This is a genomic window from Paenibacillus apiarius (assembly GCF_017052585.1).
Taxonomy (GTDB): Bacteria; Bacillota; Bacilli; order Paenibacillales; family Paenibacillaceae; genus Paenibacillus_B; species Paenibacillus_B apiarius.
Map to the genome: position 1 here is coordinate 3,430,546 of NZ_JAFFHZ010000001.1, position 24,307 is coordinate 3,454,852.

At 43.7% G+C, this 24,307-nt stretch carries 22 protein-coding genes and 1 pseudogene; 19 read left to right on the plus strand and 4 right to left on the minus strand.

From position 1 onward, the window contains the following. Positions 1-625: 625 nt before the first annotated feature. Together istB and istA are read right to left on the minus strand one after the other, a co-directional pair. Positions 626-1,351, minus strand: a complete 726-nt coding sequence (gene istB, locus JSQ80_RS15390; RefSeq protein WP_206095906.1) for an IS21-like element helper ATPase IstB — start codon at positions 1,349-1,351, stop codon at positions 626-628. Positions 1,352-1,468: 117 nt separating this feature from the next. Next, entirely contained in the window at positions 1,469-2,842 is a 1,374-nt protein-coding gene (gene istA, locus JSQ80_RS15395) for an IS21 family transposase (protein ID WP_206095907.1), read from the minus strand. Positions 2,843-3,020: 178 nt separating this feature from the next. On the opposite strand from istA, the gene JSQ80_RS15400 reads away from it, so the two are divergent. The 9 genes from JSQ80_RS15400 (at position 3,021) to JSQ80_RS15440 (ending at position 11,289) form a co-directional block, all read left to right on the plus strand. Beyond that, positions 3,021-3,275, plus strand: coding sequence for a hypothetical protein (locus JSQ80_RS15400; protein WP_206095908.1), 255 nt, complete (start codon positions 3,021-3,023; stop codon positions 3,273-3,275). Positions 3,276-3,331: 56 nt separating this feature from the next. Then, positions 3,332-3,649: a hypothetical protein gene (locus tag JSQ80_RS15405; protein ID WP_206095909.1), complete on the plus strand. Its 318-nt coding sequence runs from the start codon at positions 3,332-3,334 to the stop codon at positions 3,647-3,649. A gap of 497 nt (positions 3,650-4,146) precedes the next feature. Next, positions 4,147-4,797, plus strand: coding sequence for a hypothetical protein (locus JSQ80_RS15410; RefSeq protein WP_206095910.1), 651 nt, complete (start codon positions 4,147-4,149; stop codon positions 4,795-4,797). 167 nt (positions 4,798-4,964) lie between these two features. Further along, a complete protein-coding gene (locus tag JSQ80_RS15415; RefSeq protein ID WP_206095911.1) occupies positions 4,965-6,185 on the plus strand; it encodes an IS256 family transposase in 1,221 nt (406 codons plus the stop codon). 191 nt (positions 6,186-6,376) lie between these two features. Continuing rightward, a complete protein-coding gene (locus tag JSQ80_RS15420; protein WP_206095912.1) occupies positions 6,377-6,784 on the plus strand; it encodes a hypothetical protein in 408 nt (135 codons plus the stop codon). Positions 6,785-6,911: 127 nt separating this feature from the next. Then, positions 6,912-8,525 carry a glycoside hydrolase family 13 protein gene (locus tag JSQ80_RS15425; RefSeq protein WP_206095913.1) on the plus strand — a complete coding sequence of 538 codons (1,614 nt, stop codon included), beginning with the start codon at positions 6,912-6,914 and terminating at the stop codon, positions 8,523-8,525. A 250-nt stretch (positions 8,526-8,775) separates the two neighbouring features. Then, positions 8,776-9,036, plus strand: coding sequence for an ATP-binding cassette domain-containing protein (locus JSQ80_RS30030; RefSeq protein ID WP_206095914.1), 261 nt, complete (start codon positions 8,776-8,778; stop codon positions 9,034-9,036). Further along, on the plus strand, positions 8,966-10,306 hold the full coding sequence (locus tag JSQ80_RS15435; protein WP_206095915.1) for an ABC transporter substrate-binding protein: 1,341 nt from the start codon (positions 8,966-8,968) through the stop codon (positions 10,304-10,306). Before JSQ80_RS30030 ends, JSQ80_RS15435 begins: the two co-directional genes overlap by 71 nt. 386 nt (positions 10,307-10,692) lie before the next feature. Next, positions 10,693-11,289, plus strand: coding sequence for a hypothetical protein (locus JSQ80_RS15440; protein WP_240463676.1), 597 nt, complete (start codon positions 10,693-10,695; stop codon positions 11,287-11,289). A 376-nt stretch (positions 11,290-11,665) separates the two neighbouring features. On the opposite strand, the gene JSQ80_RS15445 is transcribed toward JSQ80_RS15440, so the two are convergent. Next, complete coding sequence (locus JSQ80_RS15445; RefSeq protein WP_206095916.1) at positions 11,666-11,884, minus strand: helix-turn-helix domain-containing protein; 219 nt, start codon at positions 11,882-11,884, stop codon at positions 11,666-11,668. Between the two features lie 121 nt (positions 11,885-12,005). Here JSQ80_RS15445 and JSQ80_RS15450 point away from each other — a divergent pair, with 121 nt between their 5' ends. The 9 genes and pseudogenes from JSQ80_RS15450 to JSQ80_RS15485 all read left to right on the plus strand — a co-directional run bounded on the left by JSQ80_RS15450 (position 12,006) and on the right by JSQ80_RS15485 (position 22,638). Next, positions 12,006-12,305, plus strand: coding sequence for a hypothetical protein (locus JSQ80_RS15450; RefSeq protein WP_206095917.1), 300 nt, complete (start codon positions 12,006-12,008; stop codon positions 12,303-12,305). Between the two features lie 234 nt (positions 12,306-12,539). Then, on the plus strand, positions 12,540-14,318 hold the full coding sequence (locus JSQ80_RS15455; RefSeq protein WP_336245742.1) for an MrcB family domain-containing protein: 1,779 nt from the start codon (positions 12,540-12,542) through the stop codon (positions 14,316-14,318). A gap of 26 nt (positions 14,319-14,344) precedes the next feature. After that, complete coding sequence (locus JSQ80_RS29775) at positions 14,345-14,746, plus strand: hypothetical protein (protein ID WP_336245743.1); 402 nt, start codon at positions 14,345-14,347, stop codon at positions 14,744-14,746. Between the two features lie 199 nt (positions 14,747-14,945). Further along, positions 14,946-17,134: pseudogene (locus JSQ80_RS15460) on the plus strand (DUF2357 domain-containing protein). A 574-nt stretch (positions 17,135-17,708) separates the two neighbouring features. Beyond that, entirely contained in the window at positions 17,709-18,149 is a 441-nt protein-coding gene (locus JSQ80_RS15465) for a hypothetical protein (RefSeq protein WP_206095918.1), read from the plus strand. A 73-nt stretch (positions 18,150-18,222) separates the two neighbouring features. Next, positions 18,223-19,239 carry an ABC transporter permease gene (locus JSQ80_RS15470; protein WP_206095919.1) on the plus strand — a complete coding sequence of 339 codons (1,017 nt, stop codon included), beginning with the start codon at positions 18,223-18,225 and terminating at the stop codon, positions 19,237-19,239. Then, positions 19,236-20,522, plus strand: coding sequence for an ABC transporter permease family protein (locus tag JSQ80_RS15475; protein WP_206095920.1), 1,287 nt, complete (start codon positions 19,236-19,238; stop codon positions 20,520-20,522). The genes JSQ80_RS15470 and JSQ80_RS15475 overlap by 4 nt, the downstream gene beginning before the upstream one ends. After that, positions 20,522-21,196: an ABC transporter ATP-binding protein gene (locus tag JSQ80_RS15480; RefSeq protein ID WP_206095921.1), complete on the plus strand. Its 675-nt coding sequence runs from the start codon at positions 20,522-20,524 to the stop codon at positions 21,194-21,196. The genes JSQ80_RS15475 and JSQ80_RS15480 overlap by 1 nt, the downstream gene beginning before the upstream one ends. Positions 21,197-21,297: 101 nt before the next feature. Beyond that, positions 21,298-22,638 carry an extracellular solute-binding protein gene (locus tag JSQ80_RS15485; RefSeq protein ID WP_206095922.1) on the plus strand — a complete coding sequence of 447 codons (1,341 nt, stop codon included), beginning with the start codon at positions 21,298-21,300 and terminating at the stop codon, positions 22,636-22,638. A gap of 495 nt (positions 22,639-23,133) precedes the next feature. Here the strand turns inward: JSQ80_RS15485 and JSQ80_RS15490 are convergent, their stop codons facing one another. Further along, a complete protein-coding gene (locus JSQ80_RS15490) occupies positions 23,134-23,547 on the minus strand; it encodes a phage holin family protein (protein WP_206095923.1) in 414 nt (137 codons plus the stop codon). A gap of 453 nt (positions 23,548-24,000) precedes the next feature. Here JSQ80_RS15490 and JSQ80_RS15495 point away from each other — a divergent pair, with 453 nt between their 5' ends. After that, a complete protein-coding gene (locus JSQ80_RS15495) occupies positions 24,001-24,225 on the plus strand; it encodes a helix-turn-helix domain-containing protein (protein WP_087434593.1) in 225 nt (74 codons plus the stop codon). Positions 24,226-24,307: the final 82 nt, after the last annotated feature.

Genomic DNA, 24,307 nt, shown 5'->3' on the forward strand with positions numbered 1-24,307 from the left:
AAATAGATTTTTGCCCCTTCAGTTTACGGGGAAAAGCGAGGTGAAGCTAGAGCATGAGCCTGCTGACCTCGCTACAAGGTTGACGAAGTGGTCCAATAACTAAAATTTTGACCAACGAACGTAAAAGACACGAGAAAAGTAGATCTGTCTTTTTTATTTATGGGATAATTTATATGTATGAATAAAATGGTGGGACAAAGAGAATAAGAAGATAAAAGCTAAGTTACCCTCAATTTTACTTGTGGCTTACTAAATATACTGGGCGGGCTGACCTTGCTTGGTAATGGCAGTTATTATTTTGAGGGTGAAAAGTTTAACTTTAAGCGGCCCAAATCAGCTCAGCCGTTTTCTGCGCAATCATATTGGATTTATAGTACAACATTATGCGCTTATATATGATCGAACGGTGTATGACAATGTCGAGTTGCCCCTAAAATACAATAAACGTTCAAAGGCTGATATCACTGACAGAGTATCAATAATTCTTAGAGAAATCGGTCTAAGTGTTCAGGTGGACAACCAGCAGACTGCCATCGCGAGAGCCATTGTTAATGATTGTTTTTTGCAAGTGAAAAATGCTCAATTTTGCAGCCAAAAGTGTCAAGGGCACTTGCCAGCCCCAAAGCTACAAAGGAATCCGTTCCATCGCTTGCTTGAAGCGGAAACTCTCACCCGTGAAGGAGAGAATATGAGCATGGTGCACCAAACGGTCCACCAGCGCAGACGTTAGCTTGGTGTCCCCAAAAATCGAGGTCCACTGGCCAAACTCCAGGTTGGACGTCACAATGACACTCTGCCTTTCGTAGCAATCGGCAATCACGTTAAACAGCAATTCAGACCCCGTTTGGCTGAACGGCACGTATCCGACTTCATCCAGGATAAACAGTTCCACCTTTTTCAGCTTCTCTCGGAACCGACTAACTGTGCCTGCCGCGAATTTTTCCTGCAGCACCGCCACTAGGTCCGAAGCCCGGTAAAATTGCACCGCTTTACCTTGTCTGCAGGCTTCTATCCCTAAGGCGATCGCCATGTGCGTCTTCCCGGTTCCCACAGCACCCATCAGCAATAAGTTTTCTTTTCTTTCCAACCATTCCAGCTCTCGGAGCATGTCCGGACTGCTTTCGCTCGGAAACGAGATGTGGTCGTAGACATATCCTTCAAACGTCTTAATGTGAGGAAAACCAGCCTGCTGGACGAGCTTCCCCAGTTTGGCGCGACGTCGGCCATCGAGTTCGGCCGTTAAAAGTTGTTCCACCCATCCGCTCACCTGCTCGTCCTGCTGTAGCACCACGTACTCCACCACATGTGCCAGCCGAAGCTGCCGGCATAAATCCGTGAGATCTGCCCGCATTTCAGTTCACCCCCATGAGTCGGTCATAGCGCTGGAGCGATCCGCTGTTTTGAGTTCCCGGAGGAGACAGCGTTTCTTGCCAAACGACAGGGATTTCCCGGCTCCCTTGCTTCACGCCTAGCGCCGCTGTGAGGCGGGCAACCGTTGCTTCACTGCTTTCCTGCTCGAGGGCTTCTTGAATCTGTTCCACCGTGTTACACATCGCACCAGTGAGCTAGCGCTTGCAGGCGCTCCTTGCGCACCTCCAGTTCCTTCACCAAGACATACTGTTGCATTGCATCCGGCAACATGCGAATAAACTGGGAATGCGTGACGCTGCGCGGCTTTCTCAGCAGGTTCGTAAATACCTGCGGCCAAGGAATCTGTGCCGTTTGTCCCGTATACGGACGTGGCACTTCCCGTATTCGCTGGTGTTGGCTGCTTAGGATTACCAGGCGATCCCAAAACGTTTGGATCAGCACTTCGCTGCCCGGTTGGAACCAGGCCCAGCAGTGGAATCGTCGTCTCGTCGGCCCGAATCTCCCCGTACTTGTTGACCACCGCGGTACTCATGCGGAAGGCTTGTAAGCCGGTTTCCGGCAGGGTTAGCAAATGCCTTCGATCTGCCTCCCACAGATCCGCGATACGAGTCTTTTTGGCGTAATGTACACGCTCCCGATCCTGCCGAGCCTGCTCTGCGAAAGAAAACGCAAGCTGTTCATGGCTTTCATAGACTGGAATGGGTACGGCCCAATTACGCTTGGCATATCCGCATTTGTTCTCCACATGCCCTTTTTCATGTCCGCTGTATGGATTACAAAACACGGCTTCAAACCGGTAGTGGGCACAGAAGCGCTGAAATCCTTCCGTGAGCTGCCGCTCGCCTTTCTTTTCGATGTGAACCACCGCGGCCGACAGATTGTCGAACCAGATCCGCTGTGGGACACCTTCCATTTGTTCGAAGCATTGCTTCAGCGCTTCCAGAAAACATTCCTGATTCTCAGCTGGTGTCGGATAGACAAACGCAGCATTGCTGTAGGGGAAAGATACCACCAGCAGCTTGTAGGTGAGCAACTGCTGCACTTGACTAACCTGGATGGTGGTAAAATCCACCTGTGCTTCTCCCGGCGGATGCTCCAGTCGTTCGTAGGTTTTGGCGCGTTCCAGTTCCATCTCGCTTTTTCGTTTTTGTAAATACGCCAGCACGGTCCGCTGTCCGCCAGCGAACTGATGTTCATCTCTCAGTCGTTGATAGATACGTATGCCCGTGTGCCGTTGCTTACGGGGAAGGAGCCGATCTTCTTCCAGCCATGTATCCACCATCTCCATGTATGGTCCCATGACTGGACTCCGGCTTTTTCTTTTTCCCATAGATTCGTTCCAGTTGGACTGATCTGCATACTTCTTCGCTGTCCGCCAGTGGATGCCCATCTGTCTAGCGATGCCTCTGACCGAACACCCTTCTGCTTCACGTAAAAATCTGATATAGTGTTGTTGAGGCATTTTCAGCATCCTTCCAGTCCCCTTCGTTAAGTTCGTAGCAAACCTAACGATAGGAGGAATTTAAGGGGCTGGCAAGTGCCTTTTTTGCATCTGACTTGAGCACTTTTACGCTGCAATTTTAGGCACTTTTAGTATGCAATAAACAAATGATTCCGATGTTCTGTTGCCTGACGAGCCTACGGGAGCTTTGGATGAGAACACAGAAAGTTCCATTGTGCGTAGTCAAGTGGGAGAAAGTATGAAAAGAATCAGGACTGAGGTGAAAAAAATGAAAAAGGAATATAAAATATTAGCAGTCGGAACGATTTTTAGTTTGATTCTTGGTGTTTTTTTTGCAATAGGCTATAATCATTTCAATTCCAACAAAGTGTATGCTCAAGCAGAAAAGGGTACTCAAACATTAAGTATTGAAGAAGCATTAAAAAAATATCATTCAATGTAAAGCAACCTTTAAATATACCATTTGAAGTTTCGAGTAGTTTTGCTTCGGTTTCAAACATGAATAGTAAACAAATGATTCAAATCTATTATATCAATGACCAATCAGGAGATGTTCTCACATTAAGAGCAATTAACTCGAAGGTTGAGCCGCTTGATAGTAATCATTTACTTCAATCCTATTCATCCGATGATTTGAGTGATATTAAATATTTGAATAACGGAAATGCTCAAATTTTTTATTGGAACGAGGCAGGAGTGTCCTATACACTTATTGGTGAAAAGGGAGATTTAAATAAGAAGTACGAATCAATAGCAAATGAGAATAGTTTCTTTAGCCCTAATGAACTTGAGTCTATTGCAAAATCAACAAAATAAAAACTTCACTTCATGCGAAAGGGCAGATGGATACCAACCATCTAATTAGTTCTAATGAATAGACTTATTAAACTATGTAAATATCTATCCGCTTTAGGTGTAATCATGTTTGGAGCATTGGCTGTCTCTATAAAAGGAGATAAAGTCATATACTTGGGCTTAATGACACTGTGCATGTCTCTGCATGTTTTCTCTCAGGCCTTCGATTTGCAGGTAAGGAAGCAAAATTGAGTACAGGCAGTCACTTCGTTTATAGTGGGAGCTTTAATATTCGTCATTTCATTGTTTATTATTTTTGATATCATGAACTGGTGACGTTTGATCTGGAAAAACTGACCGGTTCGAAAAAATATGAAATGAATACCGAACATGCCCTAGACTTATAAGCAGGTCATGTTGTTTTTCCTACATCCGCGCAGACCTTCAAAGCTTCTGGAAATATCAAAAAAAAATGTGGAAATAATTAAATATATCAAGTTAAGTGAGGAGTGAAAATTATGTTCAATAATGTCTACTTAAAAAAAATAATAATGTTTGTTTCAATCATGTTTATTACAGGATGTAGTTCCGGAGCAAATATAGAGAACAATAATAAAGATGTAAATGAAAATAATCCTTTTAAAGTTGAAACTTCGACTAAAAAGGACAAACAAAACGAAAACAAATCTCTTGAAAAACTAATACTAATACAAGTTAAAGAAAAAGTGAAATCCGAAATATTAGAATTATCCGTGAGCAGTACATACTATGAAAACAAAATGGTATTTGCTACATTTGAATTTAAAACAGAAGGACGGGCGTATACTGGACTCATCTACGCTCAATTAAATGAAGAAACAAAAAAATGGATCCCTGGTTATATGGATGTATTCTCCACAGACGACACTAAAGCCCTTAGTGTGGTAAAAGTATCAGGAAAGTTGATTGATCAGGATAGAAATTTTGATGCTGTGTTAGGAAATGTAGTTGATAATAGGATTAAAGAGATATATATTGAATATCCATCAAATATAATAAATTTATTGAAAATAGATGAGGGTCAAAAAACATATTTAGATGTTGAGATTGGTCGTAACATAAAACCTCTATCGGTTACTGCTAAAGGTAATAACGGGAAAATTATAATTGAGTATGATATGCGAAAATAATGTTTTAAAAAGAGGCGCCTTCATGGAAAAAGTCTTCTTGTGTTCATTGAGATAAAAAAGTTTCTTAAAATACCCTGCTTTTGTAAGCAGGGCAGAGTCTGTAAAATAGATTGTGTAAACTCCAAAACCTACTAAAATGGAAGTAGAAGAAAAGTTGTGGAGAACACATGGGACTGTGGACGAAAGAGCAACTGCGAGCATTTATCAAAGAGAATAATCTGGTCACCGCTCAGGATGCGCAAAATGCCCTGAAAGACCTCTTTGCCGAAACGATCCAGGAAATGCTGGAGGCTGAGATGGACACGCATCTGGGATACGAAAAGCATCAGACCAAGAATAAGGCAACGACAAATAGCCGGAATGGCAAAAGCCGTAAAACCATCACGAGCGAATACGGTGAGCAGGAAATCACCGTTCCACGCGATCGTCATAGCGATTTCGATCCGCTCGTTGTCAAGAAGCACCAATCCAACGTGACGGGGATTGAAGAACAGATTATTGCGCTCTACGCCAAAGGAGTAAGTACGCGAGATATCCAAGACCACCTAAACAACCTGTACGGAATCGACGTCTCACCGACGCTCATTTCCAGCGTGACTAACAAAATCATGCCACTCATTAAGGAGTGGCAGAATCGGCCGCTTCAGAGCGTGTATGCCGTTGTCTTTCTTGATGCCATTCACTTTAAGGTGAAGCAAGAAGGCGCTATTGTCAACAAGGCTGCGTACATGGTCATCGGCATCGATCTTGACGGTAACAAGGACGTGCTGGGCATGTGGATCGGCGAGAATGAGTCCGCCAAGTTTTGGCTCAGCGTACTCAATGAGTTGAAGAATCGTGGTGTACAAGACATTCTGATCACCTGTGTGGACAACCTGACCGGCTTCTCTCAGGCCATCACGGCTTGCTATCCACAGACCGAAATTCAGAAGTGCATCATCCACCAAATCCGTAATTCCACGCGCTACGTTTCCTATAAAGACCTCAAGAAGGTAACGGCGGATCTTAAACCGATCTACAAGGCCACAACGGAAGAAACTGCTCTTGTTGAGCTCGATCGCTTCGAAGAAATCTGGGGAACAAAGTATCCACTCATCGTTCGTTCCTGGCGTAACAATTGGGCGGAGTTAGCAACCTTCTTCAAGTATCCTCCGGAAATTCGAAAGCTTATCTATACCACGAATATGATCGAAAGCTATCATCGTCAGCTGCGCAAAGTAACAAAGGGCAAGAGTATTTTTCCGTCGGACGAAGCCTTGCTCAAAATGCTCTATCTCTCGACGATGGATGTTGTTCGCAAATGGACGGGGCGTGTACAGAATTGGGGGCAAATGCTGCTCCAGTTCTCTGTATTCTTTCCAGATCGGGTCGGTCAACATTTACGCTAAGGAGTTAATCCCCCCTCCGAAGGGGAGTTTCTTATAAATGAGTTTACACATATTTCTTGACAGACCCGCAGGGCATTTTTTATGCCATCGTTCCTAGAAGTATGCATCTTATTAAGTTAGATTCCAATTACTGAAGGAGCCACAAGCCCTCATGTAGTTGAGTTGTCCATGTAGGCGAAATGTGTGCTTAGATGCACCTCGACAATAGACCCGTAAAGGTCATCTCGGGATTGCTTGCGGCGTCCCGGCATTTCGAATATCAGCGGCTGCCTGAATTGTATTGCGGACACGGCGCGGAGTTGGGCGAGCCGGTGCCGTATCCTTCGACATGCTCCCCGCAGGCCTGGTCGGCAGGCACGGCGGTCGCCTTTGTGCAGGCGATCCTGGGCCTTGATCCGAACGTGCCGGGAGGCGAGATTCGCATCAACCCGATGCTGCCGGAAGGGATTGGCGAGCTGACGGTCGAGCGGCTGCGCATTGGCGCGGGCGAGCTGTCCTTGAAGGTCACACGCTTGCGGGAAGGCGCGGACGAGGTTGGCGTCGAGGTGCTTGGCAACACGACGGGTCTAGCCATTGTGCAATCCGGTGCGGTAGAGTAGCGTTAGTATATATGGAAGTAGTATAAATAGAGTAATAGACAACGGCCGTCTTCGTGACGGCCGCTTCTCGCAATAACCACAATAGATGAGAAGGATAGCGGCAGAAGACGCAGGAAGGAGCAGGCAGATGAAGCGAACATGGTGGAAAGAGGCTGTTGTGTATCAGGTATATTGGAGAAGCTTCAATGATACGAATGGGGATGGATACGGAGATTTGGAGGGGGTCATCCAGAAACTTGACTATATCCGCGATCTCGGCGTTGACGTCATCTGGCTCAATCCGTGCTATGGATCGCCGGATGTGGATAACGGCTACGATATTGCCGATTACCGCTCGATTATGCCGAAGGCGGGCACGATGGACACCTTCGAGCGCTTGCTGCAAGAAACGCATGCGCGCGGCATGAAGCTCATCATGGATCTGGTCGTGAACCATACCTCCGATCAGCATCCGTGGTTCACGGAGTCGCGCTCGGCGAAGGACCATACGAAGCGGGACTATTACATCTGGCGGAAAGAGCCAAACAACTGGCGCTCGTACTTCACCCCTTCCACCTGGGAGTATGACGAAACGACGGGAGAGTATTACTTCCATTCCTTCGCCGTGCAGCAGCCTGACCTGAATTGGGACAACCCGCGCGTGCGCGAAGAAATATATGATATGATGCGCTTCTGGCTGGATAAAGGCATCGACGGCTTCCGCATGGACGTCGTCAACCTGCTTGCGAAGCAGGCGGGATTCCCGGATGCGGCGAACCCGGACGATATTTCATACTTGGGCAACAACCCCGGCATTCATGAATACCTGCAAGAGATGCATGACAAGGTGCTGCGGCATTACGACATTTTCACGGTCGGGGAAATCCCGTTCGTCACGCCCGAAGACGGCGTGCTGTATGTGGGCGAGGAGCGCGGCGAGCTGCATACGTTATTCCACTTCGAGGTGTGCGACTATATGGCGCATTGGGACATGCAGCGCTTCAAAGAGATTCAGAAGCGGTGGTATGAGGGCATGTGGGGCAAGGGCTGGAATTCCCAATTCCTGAACAATCATGACCACACACGCGTCGTCACCCGGTTCGGCAACGATACGGCGTACCGCGTGGAGTCGGCGAAGTGCTTCGCCACGCTGCTGCATACGCTGCCCGGCATGCCGTACATCTATCAAGGGGAAGAGATTGGGATGACCGGCGTCCGCTTCGATTCCATTGACGACTACAACGACATCGCGATGAAAAACAAATATAAGGAAGAAGTCGGCAAGGGCCGCGATCCGCAGGCAGTGTTCACGAGCATGCTTCATCTGGCGCGGGACAATTCCCGCACGCCGATGCAGTGGGACGATTCAGCGAATGGCGGCTTCACCGCCGGCACTCCATGGATGAAGGTGAACCCGAACTACCGGGATATCAACGTAAGCGCGGCACTGTCCGATCCGAACTCCGTCTTTTATTACTACAAGACGCTCATCCAGCTGCGGAAGCAGCATCCGGTGATGGTATACGGCAGCTATGAGCCGCTGTTGGAAGAGCACGAGCAGATCTACGCTTACACCCGTGCGTTGGATGGGGAGAAATGGCTGATTGTGCTGAACATTTCTGAGCAAACGGTGGCGTGCGAGCCGCCTGCTTCTGTCTCATTAGCGGGAGCAGAACTGCTTATTGGGAATTATGCGGTGGAATCGGATGCAGGCGAGCTGCAGTTGAAGCCGTATGAGGCACGGGTGTATCGGTTGGCGTAGAAATGAATAGAGGAGAGCGGGAACATCCTTTACTGGGGCGGGGGCCTTGGTAAAGGATGTTTTTTGTTTCTCGACGTTCGACGTGATTTTTGATTTTACGGTTATCTTACCTGCTAACCGTTGGTGATCATGTTGCAATGTCTCAAAGAAATTAAAGAGGAATTAGGGCCTGAACATTCGCTCTCAATATCGCTTCCTTTAAATCTGGAATTTTGGTGGAAGGCCTATCTTTTAAATATCCCAACGCAATATGCATTCAAAAAAGATTGCTTTTCAAATACGTTCAGGTGAAAAAGCAGCTATTGTTGGAGAAAAGGGCTTAGGAAAAAATGCCTTAGTCAAGCGGATAACAGGTTTGTACAAGACTAATTATGACAGATTCTGTATGATGGAATTGACTTGCAAAATATTATCAAAGTATGTCACTTGTGGAGGTAAATATGATTCAAAAACAGTTAAAGACCATATTACTGCTCGTATTTGTGTTTTTTCTGGCAGCATGCCAAGCTGAGAAACAAGAGATCGAAAATCCCCAGCTTCGGATATTATATTGGGATGAAGCAAGCTTCTTGAACAAATATGGGAACATGTTTATTGCCACGCATCCTGATTATAAAATTGAAGTTATTCCTTTAAAAGGCGAGCTTGAGCCAGGCAAAGACCCGATTGAAGTTATCAAGAAAATGATCCAGAATAAACAACCTGATATTATTCAGACGGATTTGGATGCTTATAAGATACTGGTTAAACAAAACCTACTGTTGTCGTTAGATGAGTTCATGAACCAAGAAGGCTATAGCCTTGATGATTATGTTCCTTCGGTGCTCAATGCACTTAAGGGTAAGGAGAGCGGGGAATTGTACGGGTTGTCGGCTACCTTTAACGGACTGGGACTCTATTATAATAAGGATTTATTTGAGTCTCATGGAGTCCCGCTGCCAAAGGATCGTATGACCTGGGATGAAGTATTTCAACTCGCAGAACGATTTCCGAAACAGATTATGAGTTCGGAGAAACCTCTGTTCGGATTTTATCATAAATACAGCTTGAGCCCTTTTATGATGGCTTTAAATATAGGTGAGGGCGGCGGGCTCTCTATTTACAACCCGGCGAATAAGCAATTTACGATCCATACAGATGCTTGGAACAAGGTGTTTGAAACGATTATAAGGTGCATAAAGTCAGGGGCTTGCTATCAAGCTTCGGAAGCAAATGAACCAGACAAAATGGATGAATACAGTATTCTTAAAAGAAGCTATCCCTTCTTGGAAGGCAATATCGCAATGGCTGTAGAACAATCCAGTATGCTAAGAACGATGATATCGAGCCAGAAATCGTTCGGCGAGTTCGAATGGGGTGTAGTGTCCATGCCTGTGCATCCGGAAAATCCGGATATGGGAAACGGCATTAGCATGAACGAAGTGTTTTCAATCCGCAGCGGTTCTTCAAATAGAGAGGCAGCATGGGAATTCATTAAATATATATCGGGTGAATCATATGGAAAAATAGCGATGCGTACAAATGGAGAAGAATTGCCCGCACGCAAGTCTTTGTCAGAGAAAGAAGATAACCTCGGCATTGAATCTTTCTATAAGTTGGAGCAAACGAACAATAACATTGTGGAATACCTGCGGCAGCTTCCTCCAGAGATTATCAGCCAGCTAGATCAAAGCGCGAGCAAATATCTAGGTGAGGTATTAGTTGGTAAGCTGGCGGTAGCTGAGGCACTGGAAGCGATACAGAATGAAGTGCAATCTGTAATGGAGAAGCCTGCGTTGTAGCATTATATAACAGATGAGAATTCGGATTATAGACAATACCTTTGGAGCCTGTGCTATAGATTTGTCCCAAGTAGTTACATTGTATTTTTAGTCTGTGCTAGGCATTCTCGAATACGGCCTGGCACAGACTTGCACTTGCCTTAGTGCCGTTTCTTATTCTTATACACTCTTTATATTTCTCTTTTTGAATGATTATATAGCACTAAGTAGGACAATTGTCATAAATTATTGATCAATTTCATAGTCATATATGTTCATATAATGATATATTTAAATAATAAAAAAGGGGGAGAGACAATGAGAAAAAAAAAGCAGCTATCCTTTTAGCATCATTGTTGTTAGCGCTATCCATAGCCGGATGCAGCAGCAACACGTCAACAGAGGCATTGGAACAGAAAATAGCGGCTTTGGAAAAGGAAAATGCAGAGCTTAAGGCAAATTCAGTCAAAAATGCCGACGGTCAGAAGTCGAATGCAGAAGATAAGACAAAAGAAGAGGCTGTTAAAGAAGAAGCCCCGCCTGCCAAGGCGCCAGAAGCAGATAACAAAGTAATTGAAGTAAACAAAGCGAAGGAAATCGCGGATTTCGCCGAGCTTACCATTAAAGGCGCAAAGTTCGCAACCAAAATAGAGCCGCCCAAACCAAACAGCTTTTACTCTTACTATGAAGTGAAAGACGCCGCCAATACCTACTTTGACGTGGTGATCAAAGTAAAGAGCTTGCTGACTGTAGGGAAATCGGCAGATGATTTTGCATCGGTCAAAGTAGTATACGACGACAAGTATGAGTATAAAGCTTTTTCTGTAATCGAGGAGGATGGCGGCGGTAACTTTACGTATACCAATATTACACGGATTGAACCGTTAAAAGCAGGGACATTGCATTTCTTGGCCGAAGTTCCGGCTGAGGTAGCGAAAGATAAGAAACCTATCAAAGTCATTATTTCTTGTAATGGTGAAGATTATACGTATACGTATCGTTAAGAGTGGGGCTTTGTTGGTTTAGCTACAGCACTTTCTTCACTGGTTTCAAGTTCATTACTTATTGGATTTGCAAGGATTATTAGTCTTTTGCAAAGTATAAATTCGAAAATGTAAAAATGGTATTAAAGGCTTGCGATTGTCGCAGGCTTTTTTTATGGAGCGGAGGTGTTTAAGCGCATATCCAATAAAAGGAATGCTAACAACCCCTGTCGCTCCTTACGCAGGAGCGTGAGTTGAAACACAAAAGAGTTCCACTATTCCGGCGCCGCGCGGGGTCGCTCCTAGTATGGAAGTGTCGGTGGAAAAAATACTTAATGTCTTTGCTCCGCTTAATATGGAGTATTAGATTCTAGTGAAGTTTTCTAAGGTAATGAAATTATTTATTATCAACTAAATCAATAATCTCCCTAATATCGTCGATGCCCAGTGCGTTGGCGATTTTTTCGATGTGGGCGAAATTGATGTTTGAGCGCTTTCCATTCGAAAGCTCACTTAATGCAGCATGGCGAACATCAGCTAAGCGGGATAATTCCCGAAGAGAAATTCCGTGTTTCTTGGTTAGTTCACCAATTTTTACAACGACTTTTTTGCCCATTTCTGTATCCTCCAGATCTGACAACGTTTGACTATACGCATCAACGTACCATATAATAATTTTTGACCTGGTACGCATATGCGTATAACAAGGGTGCAAAATAAAATTTGGGGGAAATATCATGCCAGATTGGGTGAAAGAAACGTTTTGCCAGCGTCTAGATATGCTTACAGGGAACGCCGAAATGTTACATGATGTCCTTCTACTAAAGAACAAGTTAAATCGGTTAGAGCATCTATTCATGCACAAATTAGAGAAAACGGGCGAGAAAAAGTTGCATCGTGAATGGTTGGCTTTACATGAACAGATTGTATCTCTTCAAAAGGGCTGGCTTTATGCAAAGGGCGTACAAGATGGTATAAAGATGATGATTTTTTTGCAAAAATCAGAGCAAGAATTGAACACATACGAAGAACAGTAGCAAGGTGTTTAGTCAAATCAAGCTTTGACGCTCAATGGTCATGACTGTTGGGCTTTTTTTCGCCGTTATATGTCCTATATCGACAATGAAAGAGGATCTTCTTCCATAATCTCGAAACATACATATATAAGTCTGTAGAAGTAGTCGTACATTCCTAACGAGGGTGAAGTGCTTCGATGGAGGGTACTACCGTTTTTCTTGTATAACCACAATACTTACATTCGGGTGAACGCCATGAATTTACCAGCTGAACTACAGAACATTTTCAAAACTAAGCAAAAATCGTACAAGATGGTTCTTATTCTTGCGTTGTTAGCGGAAATGAAGGAGTTAGGGCAAGAAAAGGTACTCTTTTCAAAAGTTAGAGAACGCTTCTTAAGTGCGTTACAGGAACGTGAACGAAACGGAAGACGTGTAGATGCTCCACCGTCGAGTGTCGGGTCCAATTGGCGAGACATTAAGGTTAGTCAAATACATACGATTATCGATAACCCCATTAATGCGTTGTTTCATATCATTGGGCGTGACATAGCAGATCAAACTATTGGTTTTAAGCCTACTTTGTTAAGTCAGTGGAGTGAGCAGGTTCACGATGAGCTCCAACAATATGCCGAACGTGAATTAGCAGCATACTATCAAGAACCACACTTTTCTTGGTCCTTAAGAGAAGAGCTCCAACATGTCATGGATAATTATCTACAAGCCAAGACAGAGCAGTTTAAGGGTCATCAATTAGGCAACATGGTACGTAGAACGATTCCAAATGAGATATCAGGTTTTTCCTTTATTCACGACCAATTAAAGGTTCAAGGTTCAGTCGGACAAGGAAATTGGGCGACCGTACCTTGGATTGCCATTATGGATAACCGTGTGACGACGACTACACAACGTGGGGAGTACATCGTGTACCTTTTTGCGGAGGATATGAGTACGGTCTATTTAACATTGATGCAGGGTGTTACGATTCCATTGCGAGATTACGGGAAGGTAGAAGGTTATAAGTATCTTCGTGAGAAGGTTGAGCAATTACGAGGACAGCTACCACTAACTGGGATGAATAAAGACGACAATATTCATTTAACATCAGGCGGTCTCGGCTACGACTATCAAGTATCAACTGTCGCCTACTATCGTTACGACCGGGATCAACTGCCAGACGACGAGCAACTAATAGCCGACTTGCATAATGTCGTTGCTAACTACAAGCAATACGTGGAGGGGCAAATGAACGAAGAGCAAATACCTCACGATGACACAGAACCCGATCAGGAACATATCGAAGCACCTCTCGTTGTAGCAGATGAGCTTCAACGTATTCAGGCATATATTCGCCACAAAGGCTTCTCTTACCCTGAGCATCTTATTGAGAACTTCTACTTATCTCTGAAGACGAAGCCGTTTGTCATTTTGGCAGGGGTATCAGGTACAGGGAAAACGAAGCTGGTAAAGCTGTTCGCAGAGGCGCTAGGGGCAACAGCGGGCAATCAGCAGTTTACGCTGATTCCGGTGCGGCCAGACTGGAGCGATCCATCTGATTTGTTAGGCTATAAGGACTTGTCCGGTGCGTTTCGACCGGGACCGCTTGCCTTGGTGCTAGAGGAAGCGATGAAGCCAGAAAATCGGCGTAAGCCCTACTTTGTGTGCTTAGATGAAATGAACTTGGCACGGGTGGAGCATTATTTCAGTGATGTGCTTAGCGTGTTGGAGACGCAGGAGTGGCAAGGAGAGCGTATTGTAACAACGCGGCTACTTCAGCCGGAGATGCTGTCACAGGAGGAAGACCGTGCTCGCTTCGGTGATTTACATATCCCGGACAACGTTTATCTGGTCGGAACGGTGAACATGGATGAGACGACGCATCCTTTTAGCAAAAAGGTATTGGACCGAGCCAACACCATCGAGTTCAACTATATTGAACTCAATCAGTATCCTCTAGCCTTGAGGAAGCGGACGAGCGGCCTTCGATGTATCCTGTGTCCAATGGATTTCTGCGCTGTGAATATTTGCAGTTAGTCGATGTTTACCATGAGCAGCGTCAGTTGGTCGAAAAGGTTACGGAAAAGTTGGTCCGAATCAACCAAATTCTTGAGCCCATTCATGCGCATATCGGGTTCCGGATTCGGGATGCCGTGTGCTTTTATATGATCTATAACGAGCAGTTCGGATTAATGAGCGAAGACGAGGCCTTCGACCATCAGCTGTTGCAGAAGCTTCTTCCCCGAATTCAGGGTAGTAATATGGCGATCAAACGGGTGCTCTTGTTACTGATGCAGGAAGCATTGGGGAGAAATTTCTCAATCGATGAACATATGGAGGATGCGTCTCCATTATATTTGGTACAAAATGGATCCGAAGCACGTTATCCACGGAGTGCACGGAAGCTTGGCTTCATGCTAGGGAGGTTGGAGGAGGATGGCTTCACTTCATACTGGCTCTCTTAAGGAAGTGGTGGAGCTCCTTCGGATCGATACGAACTTGTTTACTTTGTACATTCAGGGAAAACCATTTCATCCTACGGTAGAGACGCTCCAGTTGCACCGTGATACTCAGCAAGCGTGGGTGGATGCGCATGTCCATGTTGCTGCTGCTTCGCGTGTTCAAGTGGAAGGGATTTATCTATATTCCCCTGTTGATGGCAAGATGCGACTCTGGCAAGAAGGCGATGCTTTGGCGCCGCTGTTCTATGAGACACAAGCTTATGAGCTAGTTGTGGAAAAAAAGGAAGATCTGCCGCTTGCGTTCTACCACGAGCATGTTCAACTTCGGAATGCGGTCAGGCCGTTAGGGAGCCGAATTCTATCCGGTATATTGCGGTTTACGAATGAAATCGGGTTGACGGAGCTGGAGCTTCAATTGCACGGAGAAACGGTGCTGCGCATCCAACTCGAGATTTTTCCGTCCAAAATGGATTATAAACGCGATTACCTCCTCATCTTGAATGATGTGAATGCACAAATTTCGAACTTAGCGTTTGATTTCTTGCGCAAAACGTTTCATCTCAGCGGTCTCAAGGAGACGAAGCATCAGAGCTTAACGGAATTTTTCGTTATCCTTCAGCATCTGTTTACACAGCTGGTACAGGCCGTAGAACGCATTCAGGCTGCTCCACATACGAAGCTGCAGAGCGAGTACCGCAAGGTGGAGGCGGCTCGAGTAAGAAGGGCGGACAAGGGCAATGCGACTTATTTAACGAAGCGACCTCATTTGCTTCAAGAAGCTGGGGCTAACGGAATCATCTCTATTCATGGTAAACGTTATACCGCCTCACACTTGCTGGAGCAGCGGCGGCAGGTGTCGTTCGATACAGCCGAGAACCGTTTTGTGCGGTGGGTGTTCCTGCGGATTGAGCAGAAGCTGAAGCGCATTAGAGCGAGCTTGCTGAACATGCAACGAACGCGAGATGAGCATCTACTTCGTCGTCTCGATCAGATGAACAACCAGATTCGGCGAGTGCTGCAGCAGGATTTTCTTCAGGTCGGCGAAATGAGACAGATGTCGATCTCGCTCGTGCTGCAAATGGCACCGGGATATCGTGAGGTGTACCGTTACTATCTCATGCTGATGAAAGGCTTGTCCATTCAGACGGACCTGTTCCGGCTGTCGATGAAGGATTTGGCGCAGCTGTATGAGTATTGGTGCTTTCTGAAAATTCACCAACTGTTAGGCGAAAAATATGAGCTCATCCAGCAGGATATTATTAAGGTGAATCGGGGCGGACTATTCGTGACGCTGGACCAGTCAAGGAAGGCGAAGGTGAAATACCGCAATCCTCGGAATGGAGAGGAATTTACGCTCTATTACAATGCCCTGCCTGCGGGTGAGGTGAGCAAGACACTGTCGCAACGCCCGGATACAGTGCTAACCTTGAAGAAAATGAGTCGGCAACGGAGTACAAATATATTTTTGATGCGAAATACCGCTTAAATCCCGCCTATGAGAGCACACCCTATTGGTCGAAGTATAAGCAACCCGGACCGGAGGAAGAGGACATCAATACGATGCATCGGTATCGGGACGCGATTGTGTATGAGGACACTGCTAACCAGACGTATGAGCGCAGTATGTTCGGGGCGTATGTATTGTTCCCTTATGCGGACGAGGAGAAGTTCCAACAGCATCGCTTCTATAAGAGTATTGAGTTGATTAACATCGGGGCATTGCCGTTCTTGCCGAACGCGACGAAGCTGATGGAGCAGTTCCTGGATGAGATTATCGAAGATAGTCCGGAAAAAGCCTACGAACGTTCCACGCGGCCAAGAGGGACAGAGCATTACTATGCGGAGAAGCTGGCAGGCAACAACGTGCTCGTCGGCGCCTTGGGCAGGGCGGCTGAGAAGCAGCTAGAGGCAGCGTTAGCGAAGCGTTATTACCATGTTCCTCTGCAGCAGATTACTGATCACCGCCAGCTTACCCAAATTGAATATGTGGCGTTATATCAATCGATGAAGCAATTTGGGAGTGAAGCGGGAATCCGGTATTACGGCCGCGTGCAGGAATGGAAGGTGCTGCCACGTCACGAGATTACATATATCGAGTCCAGCCGCGGGGCTGCGGATGAGCTATATGTGCTCTTCACGGTCGAGGCATGGCAGAAGCGAGAGCAGCCGATTGTGCCGGGTGGCCATTACGTGTATCACACGCTATTTACGGCGAAGCCACTCTTTGACCGGGCCCGCGAAGTGGCGGAACTCCGGTTGGAGAGTGAGGCTGACATACGGGTATGGCGCGAGGCACGCCGTCATGGCAAAGCGAAGGTCAAGCTGGATCAAGAGCCTGCGGACTTGGCTACACGGGTTATGCAGGTGGTGCAACAAATAGAATGCGAGTAAGAACGTAAAAAAGACACCTTAATAATAGAGGTGTCTTTTACATTTTCATGGGATAATCTGTATATAAAAATTCTCTTTTCTTCAACTAATAAACAGCTAATAATCAAGTACCATGAATCTTCCTTAATTTTCTCACTTTATATCGTATCAATTGGTGCCTCTTGATTGTAATGGTAGCCCTCATAAGTTGTCGTTTTATACAAGCTTACTTTAAAGCTTATCATCTTGCCTCAAAAAAACGCTTCTACTGACTTACAACTAAATTTAGTGAAACTTTATATTAAATGGAATAAAATATCTTGATTTACAATGTGAAACTAGGTATTTTTTTAGGTGTGGTATGGTATAAATGTATATTTTTACTTTTATCACTTTGGTGTTTATAACCAGACTATCAAGAGGAATATATATCATACCATGTAATATTTTAAAATAATGGGAGGATATTCTATGCCAAGTATTAGAGCACCTAGCGAATCAGATTTTACTTCTATGACTCATTTAAGAATAATAAAGGAGGATGTAGGAAAATGAAGAAAAGTATCTATACCCGATTATTACTCGTTGCAATCAGTTGTATGTTATTAGTTCCAACAGTTTTGCTACAACAGACGAAGGAAATAATTCGACTGGTGGAATTTATATTGATGAATTGAATAGAAAGTTTGTTATTAATGGTAACGGACAAGAAAATCTGCAGTTGTTCAACACCATTTCGGAAGATTGTACTCCAGTCGAAACGGTTACAGATGGTATAACTGTAACACATTGTGGCTGGAGAGATTATGATCATAATGGTGGAAAATGGAGGGCTAAAGCATGGACGACTGCAATTAAGAATGACGTTCACCAATATCATTATACTCGTGCAAGAGTAGTTCATGCGATTTTTGGAAACACCATTTACGATTCGGAAAGAAAATGGGGATATTCTAAAACTACAGCACAAACCGATTACGTAAAGGCAAGTGAACCTCTATTTTCTATGAGAACAAACTGGGGGTTCAAAGAGTAAGGAATAGATAGTTTATTAAAGTGTTCCACAGTAATGTACGTTACTGTGGAACATTTATACTAAGGATGAGAATATGGAAATAAGAGCTAAATTACCCTCGATTTTACTTATTATTGTATTTACTGCCGTAGGTTTTTGTACGAACTGGGTGGCTTCGACTTTATTTGAGTATCAGCTATTAGAGAAGATTAGCCAAGGTTATGTAAGCAATTCAGCTATTTCTTTTTCGCTTCAAAATGCTGATTCAGCAGAAGTTAAGGACTTTGTGGATTACTTGAATCCGGGTGATATTCTATATAAATCTATTAGTGAGAATTTCAAAGCGGTATTTTTTAAAGAGACCACGAGTCGAATGCCTCTAATCCAGGGGAGGTTTTTTACGAAGCAAGACTTTTTCTCTGGACAAAGCTTGGCCTTATTGGGGCAAGCGAAAAGAACTCAAATATTCACCAAGGGGGGAGTTCCATTATATAAATACGAAGGGCAAACCTATGAGGTTATTGGGATTATAGGGATGGATACACTTAGTAAATTGGATGACATGATTATGGTGAATATTGATGGAATCCAAAATTTGGATAACAACGGAGTGTGGTCATTGGATGGAAGTGGAAAAGGGGACATAAATACTACTTTTGAAAAGCTGAAGGGTTATGCTATGAAGCAAGGCTGGACGATAAAGGAAATTGATTCATCTATAGAGGGAACAAGGCGTTTCTTTCGCAATGAAAACATCTATCAGTTTATTTATTTTGCTGTTTTTTTTAGTTTTATCACTTGTGCAGCGGTCATTACCGCCTATTGGGTGGAAAGAAGAAAACATATCATCGCGATTCAGAAATTGTGCGGCTATAGTTCATTTCTGATATTTTGGGATTCTTTCAAGACATATTTCTTTATCTCTATAATAAGTTATACCATTGGCATTCTGCTTGGTATATTCGCTTTATCGGCGAATTTAACGTTTATTTCTGAGTTGATTCCTGCGTATGTGACTACAATCTTAACAGGGATGGCGTTTTGCATGTTACCTTTGGCATATTTCATGAGCAGATGGACCGATCGGGCAGTTAGGAGCGTTTCCAGATGATGTTTTCAGAAGCACTAAAAAGTATAAAGAATACTAAAGTATTTACTAGTCTGATCATATTGCAATTTACTATATCATTTATTGTAGTTAATACAGTGTTTTACAACATTGAAAGCATGCAAAATTCAAAACAGAAGTATGACGGAAAGTTGACAGAGAAAACAAGGTATCAAATATCGGATAATTTAGAAGGAAGTCAGCTTAATCAATTTTTTAAGAGTGACTATGGATTGAGTCACCTCAAAGGTTTTTATTCTGAACTAAACCAGGGTGAAGGATATACATTTTTAGAAACGATAATTCAGCCCATCTATGTTGCCAATTATACGGGTGCAGATATGTTTCGTGAAGGATATGAAAATGGCGATGATTTAGACAGTTATAACTACGAGAATGAAGGGATTACATATGCATTTATAAAGGCCGTGATGCTCAACGAAAATGCATGGGATGAGTTCAAGCTGCGAGTGGGTCAAGGCAAAACATTTTCCTCAGATGAATATATTTTACCCCCTCATGATTTTTCCCTTCCCGTTATTTTAGGTTACGAATACGCTTCTGATTATAAGTTGGGAGAGCGGTTGAGTATCATTCATTATACCAAGAAACTTACGATGGAAGTGGTCGGTTTTCTGGAGCAAGATTCAGTCATGAGACGCAGGGACGGGAGTCTGATGTATCTGGATCGGTATGTGCTCCTTCCTGCTGTCATAGATCCGAATGAGCCTGTCTCGGAAGAAGATCGATCGTTCCAAATGATTAATTATCTCAGTAAAGTAAACGGCACCATTCAAATGGCAGAAGGGTATTCTTTGGGCAGCTTCATTGCGGCGTTTGAACAGCTACGGCAAAAATATGATATGTTTGATTTTTCTGTTTGGGATGTATCGAATTGGGAAGTAAAATTACTGAAATTAACAGCCGGTAAAAGCATACATTTAATGATGTTGATTGGTTGGATTATGATTGGATTCGCTACCATCAGCTTATCCGTAATCATGACGACCAAACTGCAGCGAAACAAGCTTAATTATGGCATTCATTTGATGTGTGGCGGAACCATCCGCAATATGATGTCTTATGTATTTACAGAATGCTTCCTAATCTTTATCGTATCTCATATTCTCGCATATTCCATTACGGCTATGCTATTTAGCAAAGCTGTTGGTTACAGTCTTTATTGGATTTTGTTCAGCAGTATTATCGTTATCGGAAGCTGTGTACAACCGCTGGTATATTTGTCGAAATTGAATATTGACACGATGCTAAGGAGGAAGGATTGATGTCGAAAATCGTATTAGAACATGCAGCAAAAACATACGGGCACGGTGATGCAGCTGTGAGTGCATTAGTTGATGTAAATCTAGAAATTGAGAGTGGAGAGATGGTTGCGATAATGGGACGGAGTGGTTCAGGTAAATCTACTTTACTGAATATACTGGGCGGGCTGACTTCGCTGGATCAAGGAGAATATTATTTTGATGGAGAAAAGATTAACTTTGAGCGGCCCAATCAACTCAGCCGTTTTCGGCGCAATCATATTGGATTTATAGTACAACATTATGCGCTTATATATGATCGAACGGTGTTTGACAATGTCGCACTGCCTCTTAAATACAATAAACGTTCAAAGACTGATATTACTGCCAGCGTATCGAAGGTTCTTAAAGATGTAGGGATTTATGACTTGAGAAATCGGTATCCTTCTGAGTGTTCAGGAGGACAATGCCAGCGGACTGCCATCGCGAGAGCCATTGTTAATGATGCGGATGTTTTGTTGGCCGACGAGCCTACGGGAGCTTTGGATGAGAACACAGAAAGTTCCATAATGGAGCTCTTCCATTCGCTTCATAAACAAGGAAAAACAATTGTTATGGTTACGCATGATACGGATATTGCCGGACAATGTGCACGAATCATTGACATGAATGATGGTATGGCCAATCCGAGACCATAGATTAATGTCCGAAGTTTACATGATTTTCGAAGTGCGTAGTCAGGTGCTGCGCATATTTTCTTTTTTCACCTAAGGAAGGAAAACAAGATGAGGGAGGAAGCATGAAAAGAATCATCATTATGCTGCTGATAGGATCATTACTTATACTAGGATGCACCCAAAAAGAATCAGAAGATATGGATGCTGCTAGTGAAACTCTTAAGGTTATGTACCATGACGAAAAGTCTTTTTATAAGGATTACGGGATGCTGTTTTCTTCAAAATTTCCAAATTTACAAGTTGAAGTAATTCCAACAAACGGTGTGTTGAACCAAGAAAATGATCTTGTTAGTGAAATGCGCAAACTAATTCAGGAAAAGAGTCCTGATGTTCTTATGTTAAGTCCAATTACATACGAGCAATTTGCGAACGAAGGCATTTTGTATAATTTGGATGCACTGATAAAACAGGATAACTTTGACATAGACGGTATATTGCCGCAATCTATTGAGTTAATAAAAGGACTTAGTAATGGGGAGCTATTCGGATTAGCGCCGTTCTTTAACAGTATGGCCGTTTTTTATAACAAAGATTTATTCGATCAGTTTCATATTCCGTATCCGGAAGATCAGATGAGCATAGACCGTTTTTTTGAAATCACTCATCTATTTGGGAATCAATATTCTGATGAAGTCCAGATTTACGGTACAGATAACGTGTTTAATAACAACTTTTTTAGATTTATCGAATTATACGGAAACTCCTTGGGGTTAAGATTAGTAGATAGGAAAGAACAGAAAGTGACCTTCAACACAGAAGCCTGGACAAAGTTTGTTGATCGTACGATACAAAGTGTTAAAAATGGAGCTATTTACACTGGACCAAGCCAGCCATCGGAAGTTCAATCATATGAAGAGTCTTTGTTCAGTCAGCCATTCATAGCTGGTAAAGTAGCAATGACCATAGATTATTATTCTTTTGTACATCAATTAAAAGAGGCGAAGCAGCGTTCAAAGAGCGAAACGTTCCCAAATTGGGACGTGGTTACCTTTCCTGTGGACATGACCTCGCCCGGTACCACGAGCTCCGCAAATCCCGGCATTATATTTTCTATTAATAGTAAAGCTTCAAACATAAAGGCAGCATGGAAATTTATACAGTATATTCATAGTGATGAATTTGCAAAAGCAATCTCTAAAGCATCTAAAAATGTGCTGCACGTTAGAACGAAATACATTCCAATTGATGAAGGGCATCACATGGAAGCTTTTTATAAATTAAAATGGAACCCGATTTCGACTGGATACAGTAAAATTCCTCCTGAGTTTTGGAAAAAGTTTAGAGAGATGGCAGAGTTAGAAATCGCTCAATTGTTAGAGGGAAAGGCTAGTACAGAAGAGGCTGTAAAACGAATAGAGGACCAAGGGAATGAACTTATGAAGATGGAGTTGCAAAAAAAGTGACCAACCATACTTATCCTTTGGGACACAGCAGTAACGAAGTAATTAAAATTGCTTATAATCTTTTAGAAAGAGCGGATGGATACCAACCATCTAATTAGTTCTAATGAATAGACTTATTAAAACATGCAAATACCTAACCGCTTTAGGTGTAATCATCTTTGGAGCATTGGCTGTCTTTATAAAAGGAGATAAAGTCATATACTTGGGCTTAATGACACTGTGCATGTCTCTGCATGTTTTCTCTCAGGCGTTCGATTTGCATATAAGGAAGCAAAATAGAGTACAGGAAGTCACTTCGTTTCTAGTGGGAGCTTTAATATTCATCATTTCAATGCTGATTATCTTCGAGATCATGAACTGATACCCAACATGCCCTAGCTTTGCAAGCAGGGCATGTTGTTTTTCCTGCGTCCACAAAATAATGAAGCAAAATGGAACGAAAAGTGTTATTATGGAATATAAGTAAATTATTTTTGCCGCTCTAACGACAAGCCGTCATTCCTTGGCGCTCCTTTCGTCCTCCTCACTTAACTCCTTGAATTTCAGTATGGCTCTGCGGAATGCGCCCGGGACAGGCACTCCCAGCTTGATTCCGTTCTCTAAGATGCTGATCAGACCGTTAGCAATATAGAAATAAGTGGCCGCGTCCTGAAAGTAATGCGTCTGGCCCAGTACCAAATCAATGTGATGCGCAATCGCAATCAACAAATACATAAAGATTTTTCTTGCAATGCCGATCAGGGCTGACTTGCTATGCAATTCACCTCTTACTTTCGATATGACGATCCCCGCAATCGAGTCGATGACAACGATAACTGTGAGTACCTGCAACAATGAGTTCCATTCGCCGTATAAAATGCTGATGCCGCCGCCCATAATTGCCGCCATGCATTCCAATACACTCTCCATACTTCAAACCTCCCTTATCAGTAGGATGTACACATATAGGAGATGAGTCAGACCGATCTACAACCATCCGCGAGTTTTGAAGTATGAACATATATGAGGTTGTAAAAACATTCTATATATTCCCTTAATTTATGAGAGGATGATATTTATGGAGGTGATTAGGATGTCTTCTGTGCCTACTTATCGTCATTATCAGCAGGAGTTAAGGAGGATCGCATGGAGACTTCAGTATCGTGCCAGAGTGAAGCACACAAGGGAAATGGCTTTGAAAATTGAAATTGTCATGGGCTCAAATTTCACGGAACAATCGGATTCCAAGCTATTTATTCATGAGCTGCTAAGCTCCCTTACATCCGACAAGGCCAGGCATATTATAAGCGAAATATATATTCACGACAAAAGCGAAAAGGAAGTGGCGCTAGACATGCAATTAACCCAGCAGGGGGTGAATAAATGGAAAAGGAATTCCCTCAAAACGTTATCACAGAAACTGAATTCCTGGAGTTGATTCAGAGAGCGCAGGGCGATGACAAGGAGGCCATGTTACAAATTATCGAGCTCTACGAACAGGAGATGATCGATCTTAGCCGCTACATTAAAATGCCGAAGGAAGATGCGCTGCAGGCCATGATAACCGGATTAATCGAACTCATTAAAAGGGGAAGAACGAATGTATAATTATATGTGAGAAGGCCTTCAGCTGACGTTGGGGGCCTTTATTTATTTTAAGCGCTGTGAACCGCTAAAAAGGTTGCGGAGC